Origin of the sequence: Sphingobium indicum BiD32 (genome assembly GCF_000382885.1) — a bacterium.
Lineage (GTDB): Bacteria > Pseudomonadota > Alphaproteobacteria > Sphingomonadales > Sphingomonadaceae > Sphingobium > Sphingobium japonicum_C.
In genome coordinates, this window is the sequence record NZ_CAVK010000013.1 from 1 (window position 1) to 13,116 (window position 13,116).

9 protein-coding genes are annotated in these 13,116 nt (G+C 63.0%); 4 read left to right on the forward strand and 5 right to left on the reverse strand.

Annotated features, from left to right (window positions below):
- Positions 1–39 precede the first annotated feature (39 nt).
- On the reverse strand, positions 40–1,071 hold the full coding sequence (locus tag EBBID32_RS01180) for a tyrosine-type recombinase/integrase (protein WP_006949332.1): 1,032 nt from the start codon (positions 1,069–1,071) through the stop codon (positions 40–42).
- Between the two features lie 136 nt (positions 1,072–1,207).
- Between EBBID32_RS01180 and EBBID32_RS01185 the strand changes: the two genes are divergently transcribed.
- The gene (locus EBBID32_RS01185; RefSeq protein WP_006949334.1) at positions 1,208–2,146 is read left to right on the forward strand and encodes a MarR family transcriptional regulator; all 939 of its coding nucleotides are present in this window, start codon (positions 1,208–1,210) and stop codon (positions 2,144–2,146) included.
- Between the two features lie 6 nt (positions 2,147–2,152).
- Here EBBID32_RS01185 and EBBID32_RS23370 read toward each other — a convergent pair whose 3' ends face one another.
- From EBBID32_RS23370 to EBBID32_RS01195, 3 genes are all read right to left on the reverse strand, one after another.
- The gene (locus EBBID32_RS23370) at positions 2,153–2,362 is read right to left on the reverse strand and encodes a WGR domain-containing protein (protein WP_152616646.1); all 210 of its coding nucleotides are present in this window, start codon (positions 2,360–2,362) and stop codon (positions 2,153–2,155) included.
- Complete coding sequence (locus tag EBBID32_RS01190; RefSeq protein ID WP_006949336.1) at positions 2,359–3,339, reverse strand: ParB/RepB/Spo0J family partition protein; 981 nt, start codon at positions 3,337–3,339, stop codon at positions 2,359–2,361. The genes EBBID32_RS23370 and EBBID32_RS01190 overlap by 4 nt, the downstream gene beginning before the upstream one ends.
- A 231-nt stretch (positions 3,340–3,570) precedes the next feature.
- The gene (locus EBBID32_RS01195; protein WP_006949340.1) at positions 3,571–4,776 is read right to left on the reverse strand and encodes an AAA family ATPase; all 1,206 of its coding nucleotides are present in this window, start codon (positions 4,774–4,776) and stop codon (positions 3,571–3,573) included.
- Between the two features lie 553 nt (positions 4,777–5,329).
- Between EBBID32_RS01195 and EBBID32_RS01200 the strand changes: the two genes are divergently transcribed.
- From EBBID32_RS01200 to EBBID32_RS01210, 3 genes are all read left to right on the forward strand, one after another.
- Positions 5,330–6,634, forward strand: coding sequence for a replication protein RepA (locus tag EBBID32_RS01200; RefSeq protein WP_006949342.1), 1,305 nt, complete (start codon positions 5,330–5,332; stop codon positions 6,632–6,634).
- Positions 6,635–6,953: 319 nt separating this feature from the next.
- The gene (locus EBBID32_RS23140; RefSeq protein WP_440590951.1) at positions 6,954–7,553 is read left to right on the forward strand and encodes a DUF7146 domain-containing protein; all 600 of its coding nucleotides are present in this window, start codon (positions 6,954–6,956) and stop codon (positions 7,551–7,553) included.
- Between the two features lie 58 nt (positions 7,554–7,611).
- Entirely contained in the window at positions 7,612–11,829 is a 4,218-nt protein-coding gene (locus EBBID32_RS01210) for a strawberry notch-like NTP hydrolase domain-containing protein (RefSeq protein WP_006949344.1), read from the forward strand.
- A gap of 28 nt (positions 11,830–11,857) precedes the next feature.
- Here the strand turns inward: EBBID32_RS01210 and EBBID32_RS01215 are convergent, their stop codons facing one another.
- Positions 11,858–12,997, reverse strand: coding sequence for a Fic family protein (locus tag EBBID32_RS01215; RefSeq protein WP_006949347.1), 1,140 nt, complete (start codon positions 12,995–12,997; stop codon positions 11,858–11,860).
- Positions 12,998–13,116 lie beyond the last annotated feature (119 nt).

Consider the following 13,116-nt stretch of genomic DNA (forward strand, 5'->3'; position numbering starts at 1 on the left):
ATCTTGAGGCGAGGCCTTATACGTTATCTCAGATCTGCGCTACAAGAACTCGCTACCCGCATGGTCGTCAAACAGCTCGGCCGAGCGAACGTAGCCCAGCAGCACCTCGACCTTCTTCTGCCGCGACACCTCCTGCATCTTAGGCAGGCTCGCCCCCGATCGTGCGGCCTCAGTTAGAAATCCCGCCCGCAGCGAATGCCCCCCAACCGTCTCCGGTACCAACCCCACCCGTCCCGCATATTTCTGTATCATTCGCGCCACCGAACGATCAGACATTGCATGATCGGTCAGCCGCCCCTGCGGATCGATCTGCCAGAACAGCGGCCCCGGCGTGGTCCCCCGCACCGCCAGCCAGGCCTGGAGCCGCGCCACGGGCCGCAGTAGCTTGCCCGAGGGCACCGCGATAACCTGCCCCTCCCCTTCCTGGTCGGTCTTGGAGTGGCGGATGGTCAGCCGCAGCCCCTCGGGCACCAGCTCGACATCGCGCAAGGTCAGCCCGACCAGTTCTGAGCGCCGCAGTGCCGCCGCCAGCCCCAGCGCCAGCACTGCCCGGTCGCGGATCGAGCGGGTCCCCTCCCCGTCGGCCGCGGCGATCATCGCCGCCAGATCCTTCGCGCTGATCGCCGCCTTGCGGGCACTGGGACGCGCGCGTTGCTCACGGCGGATACCGGCGAGCGTATCGGCAATGACCATCTTGTCGTCGCGCACGGTCGGCGGCACCGACCCGTCCTGCCGATGCTTCCACCCGATGGCCGCGAGATGACGGCCGATGGTGCTGTCGGCCTTGCCTGCCATGGCGAGCGACGCGAGGTAGGTCGCAACCGCTTCGGCTCGCGCTGGCAATGGCTCGAGTCCGCGTTCATCGCACCAACCCTCGAACTGGTTCCAGTCGCTGGTGTAGGCGCGGACCGTGTTGGCGGCTTTGGCCTGGGCGCGATAGGATCGGGCAGCCGCGATCTCTTCGCGCAGCCTCCTCCCGGGCAGCTCGATTGCGGCGCGGGATGCCGCTTGGAGCGGGCTGATAGCGACCCGGGCTTCAGCTTCGACGGCATCTCCGCTTGTTTCTGCCATTTTCCGGGCCTTCCCCGCACCAAATCCGGCCTTCCCATACCCTCCTTATCACTGTCCGTGAAGAGCCATTATCGGACAGTGAATGGACCGTACAAGCGGAGTATACTTTTTTGGCTTATAGTATATTCTCTGGCCGATGGATCACGCCCCTCCCCCGTGGCAACTCGCCCTCGCACGGCTCGAGGGGGCGCTGCCGTTCCTGTCCGCCGAGGTCGCCGACGGACTGGCGCGGGCCTCGCTCAGGCGGCTGTGGCGCGTCCATGTCCGCGACTTTCCTCAAGAAAACCAAGGCCCCGAGCACAATCCGGGGCTTGAAGCGGCCGAACTGACCCGCTCGTGGTACGCGGCCGAACGGCAGGACTTCCTGTCCTGGATCGCCCGGCGCGGCCCCCCTCCCCTCGCCCGCGCGGCCAGGCTCGCGCTCGCCGCGAAGGACGCACGCGAGAGCTTCTCATCGACCTTTGCGGCCGCCGACCGGGCATTGGAACGGCTCGATGCCCTGCTCCCGGCACGCGAGCCCCTGGCAGCCCTGACCGAATGGCTCCGCCAGCTGCGCGAGGACGAGATCGACTTTCTCGAGGGCGGCAGCGAGGAGGTGCTGATCGAGGGCCGCGTGTTCCAGCGGTTCGCCGCGCGCGGAAGTGCCTGGGCCGCCTCGCTCGCCGCCGCGATGCGCCCGCAGGTGTTCGGACTGGGGGCAGCACCGCTGGCGCTCGCCGGGCTCGCCCCGCGGGCCCTGTTCCGCGCCGATCCCGAACGCCCCCTCCCCTCCCTGCTGGCGAGTGCGATCGGCGCGGCGGCGGGTGACGTAGGAGCGGACCTCGCCGCCGTCACAGCTATGGTGGCGCGCGGCGAAGAACGCCTCGCGGGCCTCTACGCCTCGTCGCAGGCGCCAGCGATGTGGCAACTGATTGGCGGGCTGGGTCCCCTCACCCGCGCCGAACTGGCTCGCGCGCTCGGCGTGACCCGCCGTACCGCTTCACAGGCCGCTATGGCGCTCGAGAAAGCCGATCTGGCAACGCTGCGCCCCGAAGACCATGCCCTGGCCCCTAAAGGCGCTCACAGAGGCTCCTGAGGCCTCCTACGGCGCCAACGCGACCTCGCGGTAGGGCACGCCGATCCGCTTGGGCGCGGACGCCCGGCGGCGCAGCAGTCGGCGGGCAAAATGCGCCGCCTCATCCGCGCAGGCGAACGAGACCGCCCTTCCCTGCCCTTTGGTCCCGATCCACCCCCAGGCGAATTGGACGATCGACGCACCGAATGATCTTGGACAACGCCCCCAAAAGGTCAGGACGTCAGGATAGCCTCAATGGCCTTCAAGACCTCAGCTGCCGAAGCGCCGCTACGCGCAGGCACCTTGAAGGTATATCCGCTCCTCGATGAATAGACATAGCGCAAGATAACCTTGCCAGCGGCGCCCTTCACTTCGACGTCGCCCCCAGCAGGTTTTGCAGGGGCGACAGTGGCTCGAATAAGACGCTTTGCCACTTCCGGAGCGGGCATAGCCATTCCGAGATCGTCGCGCTCAGCAACAATGGCCCTGCTCTCTGCGACCATCAGATCCAGGGTGCGCTTTTCTGAAGTGAGTGGCTTGATGTCTCTTGCGATGCGGACCGTGATGCCATGCGTGTCAGGAAAGGCGTTCACGATCTCGGCCGGCAACCGCGCCACATCGAGCAGGCGGCTGAGCCATGAGCGCGAAATCTTCAGATGCTCTGCCATTTCGCTCTGGTTGGAATCGTAGAACTCCTCCAACGCCCGGGAATATTCCTTTGCCCGCTCCCAGTCAGAGATATCTTTGCGCGACCGGTTCTCGATGTCCGAAACCCTGAACGCTTCCTCGTCCGAAACGTTTTGGATCGTGACGAGGTATTCATATTCCGGGTGATGATGCTCGCGTAGCCACTGAACGGTCCACCATCGCCTTACGCCCGCGATGATTTCGAAGTCGTAGTCTGGGTCATCCTTGAGGCGGCGTACGATCGCGGGAATGCGCTGCTTCTTAGCGGAGAGGAATGCGTCGATGAGATCGCGGCAACTCTCTTCGTTCAAGTGGTCCAGATCGCGGTTATGCAGACGCCAGGGACGACAGCGAGATGGGTCGACCCACTCGGTACGATCCGTGACGACTTTGCCGGCAGCAATCCTCGCGAGGCTCTGACTACGGCTCGCCATAATGCTCTCCGATGGCGCAGGGCTGCCGACGTCGATCTCGTCGTCGAGCCCCTCTGTCAAACTGCTGCCGAAGCCCCGGTTACCCTTTGCCATCACCTACTCCAAACCTTTCAAATCACATTTGGCGGCCGCTTGTTGCCACGTGGCAACAAGCCCTTGCCCGCGCCTCGATTTTACCCTGAATCTTCGCACGTTGCCACGTGGCAACATCCATCGTTCAGCCAGTAAAATCTCGCCTTGTCGCACCAATCCAATTTCTCAAAACATGAGCTTAATTATTGATTTATCACCGTATTATGTCTTTGTTGCCACGTGGCAACGGCCCTAGACCGCCTCCCCTGCCCTGCTTGCCCAGGACCGAATGACATCCGCCTCGATTTCTCTGCAAACGTCGCTCAAATGTTTCATGCACCGGTTGTGAACCTCATGGGACGTGACCGGTCGATCAAGTTCAAAGACCGTCTTCATGCGTGAGCTGGCATTGTCGATTTCTGCGCTGGTCTTGAGGACAGAAGTCGCCATCGAGCCGCCGAAGACCTGCCGCATCATCGAAAGAATCTCGCGGTGCATAGACTTGCTTTCATCCACCCTGCTGCCAACGAGGCGGATAAAGTTGTAGGCCGGCTTCACCCGCTTCGCGAGCTGCTCGAGCTGCTTCATCGTTGTGCGCGCCATGTCGATAAACGACACGGTCGATGCGAAGTCGATGACGCTCGGCGGCACAGGAATTACCATCGCATTAGCCGCCTGCAGCACTGCCATCGAAACCATGCCAAGCGCCGGAGGCGGATCCATGATGACGATGTCGTAGTCATCGACGACCGTATCGATGGCTTCGGCGATCATGTCGATGATGTCGAAGTTCTGATTTTGTGCCAGGTAGCCGGCGATCTCGTATTCGAGATTGTAGAGCTTGAGATTGGCGGGGATCAGGTCGAGCCCGAAAAAGTGCGTCTTCCGGATGATCGAACGAACACCCAACAGTTCAGGATTATGGAAGTGGCCGTAAAGGGTATCATCCTCGGTCAGATCGACATCCGGCCGATAACCAAACATCATCGTCGAACTGGCTTGGCTGTCGCAGTCGATGAACAGTACCCTGTAGCCGTGAATGGCAAAGTGCTGTGCGAGGTGCAGAGCCACAGTCGACTTGCCTACGCCCCCTTTGAAGTTCGAGACGGAGATGACCGCCGGGGTGTCCGTCGGAGCGCGCCACGGGCGAGTGCCAAAAACGGCACGCATATGATCCAATTCTTCCAATGAGTACTGGACCCGGTGGCCAGAAGCGGTTCGGTCGCGCTGCGGGAGGCGGCCATCACGCTCAGCTTCGCGAATTGCAGACGCTGTTCGCCCCACAAGGGAGGCCGCCTTCGAAATGGAATACGACGGGCCAACCTTTTGCCCGGTCTCCGGATCGAGCGCACCGTCACGAATACGCTTCAGGATGGTGAGGGCCTTGCGGTGCAGATTGCCAAGGCCGTCTTCCAAGAGTTCATCGGGTTGTGCGTCGAGCGCTGCGTCGGTAGCCATGATCACCGCTTTGTGAGATTGAGGGCGCCAATTAGCACTCTTGGCAGTTTTGAGCAAACTTCGGCCACCAACCTTACAAATTGACCGATGATCTCCGTGCCCTTTCGCGAATCAGGAGCCGGCTCGATGCAGCACTTAGGGACTCAGACCGATGATGTCGGGTCCCGCGAGGTGTCTAGGAGGCGACAACCCCATAGTCCGCTGGGCGCCCTCACAGCCGAATTGACCCGGCTGTGGACAATCACCGATGATCTCGGTGCAAGCCGATGAATTCAGTGCGTTTCCCCGATGATCTCGGTTCCCTTTGGACCGATGATCTCGGAGCCCATACCTACTAAAGGAATCTCCTAGAAAAACCGATTCGCGAATCGCTTTTTTCAAAATTGAGATTGGATTTGGTTTCGCTCCTCCAAACCGCTCCGAGATCATCGGCCGACTTGGAGGTTTGAGGCCCGGAAACCCGTCGAAACTGCCAATGGCCTTGCTTTCGAAGCTCAAACCTGTTGTTTAACGACCAACCCGAGGCTCCAATGAGTCGGGAAGGGACGGTTCAATGAGCGGAGACACACTGCGTCCAATCGGACATCAATACGCCCTAGCAATGCTAGGCGGCGGTGAAGAGCGAGTTCGCTCCTTAGCGCAGTCTGCCGGCACTCAACTCACGATGGATGCCTTCCTTCGCGTCCAGGACGAAGAACCCGTTCCGGCATTTCTGCATTCCGCATTGTGCGCCATGTCGTTGCCGACCAAGCGACCGAAGGACGATACTCTACCGATTCTTCGCGAAGACGGAAAATATGCACTGGCCATCAATCCACGGCCGGTTCTCCAGACGGTGGACGGTAAGCCCGTGCTACGAAGCGTTGGTGTGCCCTATGGAGCTTATCCACGCGTTGCGCTGATCTATCTGCTTTCTCAGGCCGTCACAAAGCGATCGCGAGACGTTTATTTGGGGCGTAATTTCACGGAATGGATGCGCCGCCTTGGCTACCAGACCGTCTCATATGGCCCACGGGGAACGGCCAATCTGATGCGCGAGCAAGTCGATCGGCTCCTTGCGTGTGAATGGCAAATCCGTTGGGAAGGCAACGACGCTGGCGACAACGCATTCGCCGTGCGAGACGTAAAAATTTCAAACGAATACGCCGGCTCGCTGGAAAAAAATGGGGCGTTTGCTCGCGAAATCCGGATGTCCGAGGCGTTCTATAGTCACCTTATCGACCACGCCGTTCCGTTGAACGAGATTGCAATCCGTGAGCTCAAGGGCACACCCACAGCGCTCGATCTCTATACCTACCTCGCGTACAGGCTCCCGCGGATCAGCAGCGATCGAGGCCAGGTAATATCTTGGGACCAGTTGGCCAAGCACTTGGGCAACGACGCCGACAGCAAACGCTTCCGCCAGACCGTGCGCGAAACAATGCAATTGGTCTCCGCTGTCTACCCGAACGCCGACGTTGATTTCAGCGGCAGGAAAGTAGTGCTGCGGCCTTCGCCGGCACCTTTAGAGCGGAAGCTCGTTGGCCCGCACTTGCGGTTGCTGGGCGCTCCGGCCCCGGAAACCGCACCGAGATCATCGGTCACCAAAGCTCCTCGGTCGAGTGTCCGGAACATCAAGGTCTCCGAGCCCGTATTTCCTTTCCCAGCAGGCAGCCTGACCTATGGCGAAAGGGAAACAAAGTTCCGAGCAATCGGCCTTGAGAAGGGTAAGCCCTGGTGCGTCGATACCATGGCGAACGCATTCCGCACCGGCTTTCCCGGTATCAAACAAGAGCGGACCGATGCCGAGTGGTTGAGAGTCTGGGAAGCCTTTGTCATTCGTTATGCCGAGCGACGCGCAAATTCGGATGCTGGCTGACCGATGATTTCCGAGCACTTCGGTTAGGCTGAAGCGCAGGACGAGGGGGAGGGGAGTAGGGTCGAACTGGGCAGTCATGCCCATCGTCAACAACAATCCCAGTCCCGACCTACGCAGTCTTGTTCGGCGCATCGGGGGCAATTGGTCCGGTAATACCGCGATGTGTCGGTGCCCTTGCCATGCCGACAGAACACCATCTCTATCCATCCGCCAAGGTGATCGAGCCATTCTCGTAACGTGCCATGCAGGTTGCGACAGCCGGGACGTAATCAGAGCTCTTCGACGCATCGCAGACCTGCCGACGGTCGATGCCTCTGGCATGACCCCCAGCTTCCAGCGCAACACGGGAATTCACCTCGCAATCTGGCAAGCCGGTCGACCAATCGAAGCGACTCTGGCGGAGCGATATGTGCGCGAGGTGCGCCAGATATGGGCACCCCTTGAAGACCTGCGCTTTCATCCCCGGTGTCCACGAGGGAAGGGGATGCTTGCGAGCTTCGAGCCGGCACTCCTCGTCGCGATGCGCAAGGCGGGCGCGATCGCCGCGATCCAGCGGATTTTCCTCGATCCGTCGACAGCGGACTACACCGAGAAGCGCGTCCTCGGCCAGGCTATCGGCGCTGCATGGACCAACGGCCCGCCGGGCAAGACCATCGGCATCTGCGAGGGGTTCGAGACTGCGGCTGCTTATACCTCGCTCACGGGTATCCAGGCCTGGGCGACCATGGGCGCCAAGCGCTTCCACCAGGTCGATATCCCGGCATCCGTCGAAACCGTGATCCTGCTGGCGGACAACGACGCCGAGGGCAGGCGCGCGCGCGAGCGCGCAGCCGAAACCTACCGACGCCCCGGCCTTGCAATCGAGACCGAATGGCCGCCTTTCCGCATGAACGACTGGGCGCAGCTCCTGAAGCGGTGAGGGGAGGGGGGCTGGAGCGGGTGTGCCGCTGATCGGCACGAGCTCAGGAGTTCTCCGCATGACCACAACGATTCCGCGCGCGAGCGCCATTCTCGGCGCTGCGCGCACACTTGCCGCCAAGCTGCTCCTCGCTGTTCCGATCGACCGCGCCGCTCTGAGCCAAGCCATGACCGAAAGTGCTGGCGGCCGTGACGCAGCAGGTGCCTGGCAGCAGCGTGACAGTTTCGAAGCGCTGGAAGTCGCGCTCTCCCTCGCCATTCCCGAGCTTGTCAGCCGCATGGACGTCGGCGCGGCGATCGCCACGCTGGAGGCGCTGGCGAAAGAACTGCCAACCCACACGGTACGCAGCGAGGACCAGATCCAGTTTCAGCAGTTTTCGACGCCGCCGGCGCTGGCCCGTCTTGCAGTTCATCTGGCGCGGCTTTCGAGCGATGACGTGGTGCTTGAGCCGAGCGCAGGCACCGGGATCATCGCTTCGCTTGCCAAGGGCGCGGCCAAGGATCTGATACTCAACGAACTCGAGGCAACCCGCGCCGACCTGCTCGAGGCCGTGTTTCCGGGAACGAAGGTCTACCGCCACGACGGCGCAAAACTCAGCGCGCTGCTCTCCGGAACTGAACGGCCAAGCGCCGTCCTGATGAACCCGCCGTTCTCGGTGTCGCAATCACGTGGGCAAGATCAGAACACTGCCGCCAGACACCTGCGGGCCGCCCTCGACCATCTGCTGCCCGGAGGCCGGATCGTCGCGATCATGCCGGACTGGTTCTCGCCCTCAGCCAGGTACGAAGAAACCTTCCGGCGCACCCTCGAAGGTGCGCGGGTCGTCCTGTCGCTTCGTCTGGCCAAGGGCGGCTATGCCAAGCACGGCACCGGTATCGCCGTTCGCGTGCTGGTGATCGACAAGATGCCAGGCGAGATCGGCGTATCCACGATAAATCGCGGTTCGGTCGGCGAACTCTTCGCCGCGCTGCCAACCCTGCCGCCTCGGGCGCCATTGCGCGACCCGACGCAGGCGGCAGCGCCCCGACCAAAGCTCAGCCTGTTCCGCTCGGTGAAGACCGGCCCAGCCCGGCCCGTGATCGTGCGGGCGGCAAATACCAATGAGGTCCGTCCCGTCGCATACGAAGTGCTGGCCGAACCCGCCGCGATGGGCGAGCAGCGCGGGGTCTATGCCGATTACCGGCCTTCACGCGTGGTGATCGCGGAAGCTGGCGAACACCCGACGCACCTGGTCGAATCCGCCGCCATGGCCTCGATCGCCGCGCCCAAACCCGGCTACGTGCCCGCTTTGCCCGAACGCACGGTGACCGCGCGATTGCTGTCCGCCGCCCAGCTTGAAACCGTGATTTACGCGGGCGAGGCCTGGAGCCGCGACCTTCATGGCCGCTTCAGCCATCCCGCCGGCGAGGTTGCGCTCAAGGAGGATCCTGAGGGTAAGCTCTACCGCACGGGGTTCTTCCTTGGCGACGGCACCGGGGCAGGGAAGGGGAGGCAGGCTGCGGCCTGCATTCTCGACCAGTGGCTCAAGGGCAATCACCGCCACATCTGGATCTCGAAGAATGCGCCGCTCCTTGAGGACGCACAGCGCGACTGGACGGCGATCGGCGGATTGCCGTCGGACATTCTCGACCTTGCCCGCTGGAAGATCGGTGAGGAGATCACCGCGCCCGAGGGCATCCTGTTTGTTGCCTACGGCACGCTGCGCAGCTCGCGCGTCGAGGATACCCGGCTCGACCAGATCGTCCGCTGGGCCGGCGAAGACTTCGAAGGCGTGATCGTCTTCGACGAGGCCCACGAAATGGGCGGCGTTGCGGGCGGGGAAGGGGCATTTGGCCAAAAGCAGGGCTCCCTCCAAGGCATTGCCGGGGTGCTGCTCCAGAACACACTGCCCCGCGCCCGGGTGCTCTACGCCTCGGCCACCGGCGCATCGGACGTCAACAATCTTGCTTATGCGGTCCGACTTGGCCTGTGGGGACCGGGCACGGCCTTTGCGAACCGCGAGCAGTTCATCAGCGAGATCCGCGACGGCGGCATTGCCGCGATGGAACTGGTGGCGCGCGACCTCAAGGCCTCCGGGCTCTACCTCGCCCGGGCGCTCAGCTTCGCTGGGATCGAGTACGACATCCTCCGCCACGATCTGACCCCGGAGCAGATCGCGGTCTACGACACCTATTGCGAGGCCTGGACGATCATTCACCAGAACCTCGAGGCTGCACTCGAACTCACCGGGATCGTCGATGGGCTTGAGAACAAAACCCTCAACAGCGGCGCCAAGGCGGCGGCCCGCAGCCGGTTCGAGGGGACGAAGCAGCGGTTCTTTGCCCAGGTGCTGCTCTCGCTGAAGTTGCCCTCGATCTATCCCGCGATCGACGAGCATCTGGCGAACGACGAAAGTGTGGTCGTCCAACTCGTCAGCACGGCGGAATCGATCCTCAATCGGCGCCTAAATGAGCTCGATCCCGACGAGCGCGAAGCGCTGGAACTGGACCTTTCGCCCAGGGAGGCGATCGTGGACTGCCTCACCCGGGCCTTCCCGACCCGGCAGATGGAAGAATACACCGACGAGCTCGGCGACGTGCGCTCGCGGCCGATGTGGGATGAGGCAGGCAATCCGGTCCACAACCCGCAGGCCGAGGCTACGCGCGCAGACCTGATCGAGCATATCTGCGCGATGCCGCCGATCCCGACCGCGCTTGATGCCCTGCTGGAGCACTACGGCGTGACTGCGGTGGCCGAGGTCACCGGGCGTAGCAAACGCCTCGTCCGGGATGGTTCGGGCCAGCAGCGCCTCGAGAGCCGTTCGCCGCGGACCAATCTTGCCGAGACGACCGCGTTCATGACCGGGGCCAAGCGCATACTTGTGTTCTCGGATGCGGGCGGCACGGGCCGCAGCTATCACGCCAGTCTTGATGCCAGGAACCAGCAGCGCCGGGTCCACTTCCTGCTCGAACCTGGCTGGCGCGCGGACCGTGCGATCCAGGGGCTGGGGCGCACCCACCGCACCCATCAGGCCTGCCCGCCGCTGTTCCGACCGGTCACCACCGACTGCAAGGGCGAGGCCCGGTTCACCAGCACGATCGCCCGGCGCCTCGACGCACTGGGCGCGCTTACTCGCGGCCAGCGCCAGACCGGCGGGCAGGGCATGTTCGATGCCAGCGACAACCTCGAGAGCATCTATGCCAAGCACGCGCTGCACGACTGGTACGGCCTGCTCGCAACCGCCAAGCTCAAGAGCACGACCTTGGCCGAGTTCCAACGGATGAGCGGGCTTGAGCTCACCGATCAGGACGGGATTCTGCGCGAGGACCTGCCGCCGATCCAGCGCTGGCTCAACCGCATCCTCGCCATGAAGATCGCCGTCCAGAACGCCATCTTCGACGAGTTCCTCACCCTTGTTGAAACCCGCGTCTCCGCAGCCAAGGAAGCCGGCACCTTCGACATCGGCGTCGAGACCGTGGCGGTCGAGGCCTGCGAGGTGCTGTCCGACACGGTGATCCGGACCGACCCCGTGACCGGCGCGACCTCGCACCTGCTTGAGCTGTCGCTGACCCAGCGGCGCAAGGTCCTCTCGCTCGAGCGCGTGCTCAAAATGGCATCGTATGAGGAACAGCCGCTGTTTCTGCGCAATGACAAGTCGGGGAAGGTTGCGCTCGGCATCGCGGCGCCCTCGCACATGGACGAGGAGGGCCACATGATCCGCCGTTACGAACTCGTGCGGCCTTTGCGCAGCGAGTACCTCCGCGCTGACCGTCTCGACGAGTCCGCCTGGGAGCCCGTCACCAAGTCCCGGTTCAGCGCGCTGTGGGAAGAGGAATACGCCGCCGACGAGAGCCAACTGGTCACAGAGACCGTCTATCTCGCGACCGGCCTGCTCCTGCCAATCTGGGGCGCGCTTCCCAAGGAAGACCTCACGGTCAACCGCATCGTCGACAAGTCGGGCGCCTCCTGGCTCGGCCGCCATGTCCACGACCTCTACGTCGATGCGACCCTCGAGAAGCTTGGGGTTGCCCGCAAGGCGCAGACCGATCCGACCAAGATTGCCGCCGCCATTCTCGGTGGGGGCACGTGGAAGGCGCCGCATCCCCTCAATTTTACCATCCGGACGTCCCGGGTGAACGGTTCCCGAAGGATCGAGATCGTCGATGCCGAAGCCGCGCGCATTCCCGAGCTCAAGGCCATGGGCTGCTTCACCGAAATCATCGCCTACAAGACGCGGGTGTTCGTGCCACTCGACCGGGCCGAGGCGATCATCGCCAGCATCGCCGGGCAGGCCTGACCCCCGCGCTCATTTAACATCACTGCTGTTAGATGGGCGCGGCGATGTTGGATGAGGGGCGTTCCGCGTCGATCAGCAGATGGTAGCGCGTCGACTTGAGGGTCCCGGTCTGGCCAAGTGCGCCCATCGCCACCAGCTCCTGCAGGTCACGCGTCGCGGTCGCGCGCGAGGTGTCGGCGATGGTGACGTAGTTTGCAGCACTAAGCCCGCCCTTGAAGCCATCAAGGCCCTCGCGCAGCATGCGCACGATGACCTTTTCCTGCCGCGCATTGAGTCGTCCGCGAAACTTGTCGTGGAACCGCGTCTTGGCGAGCAGGAAATCGATGAGAGCCAGGCTGTGCGCCTGCGCTTCCAGTACCGTCTCGGCGAAATAGACGAGCCAGTCGGTGACCTCGTTGACCTTGTTGGCGGCTTCGAGCGCATCGTAATAGGCCGAGCGCCTGCGCTGGATCGTCTGCGATAAGGCGATGAGACTGGGCTGCCCGATTGCCTGCGACAGCGCCTTCTCAGAGATCGCCCGGCCAATGCGGCCATTGCCATCCTCGAAAGGATGGACGCTGACGAAGTAGAGATGGGCGAGGCCCGACCGGGTAAGGGCGGGCAGGGGTGCCGTGCCGGCAGGACCGCTCGCGGCGAACCATTCCAGGAACCGGGCCATCTCATCCGCCATCGCGCTCGACGGCGGAGCTTCGAAGTGAACGGTCGGCTTGTGCAGCACGCCCGAAACCACCTGCATCGCATCTTCGTGTTCGCGGTAGCGTCCGACCGCCTCGACGTCGCTGCGCCCGCTCAGCACCAACCGGTGCCAGTGCGACAGAACGTCCTCGGTTAGCGGATCGGCAAAGCCGCGGTAGAGGTCGATCATCATTTCCGCGATCCCGCGCTCGGCGGGCAGAACGCGGCGTTTCTCGGTCTCGAGCCCGAACTCGCGTCGCAAGGATACCTGGACGCTGTCGCGATTGAGCAACTCGCCCTCGATCTGCGAGGTCTTGATCGCTTCGTCGGTCATCACGTCGAGAACGACGCTCGTGCGGTCCTTCTCGCCAAGGTGCTTCACCACGCCGATCATGACGCCCGACTGCTGCAGGAATCGCGCCTCGAGCGCGGCGAGAGCAGCGCCGTTCCAGCGAAAATCAGGCCAATCCGGCTGCTGCCAGTTCCACTTCATGAGGCATTGATCCTGCGTTTATGCCTCACTCTATGCCGTATCTTGAGGCATAAATCCACAATTTATGCCTCACGGGGCTTTGAACGGCTGTGCCCGCAAGCATTTCGGGCTCGGTCTGA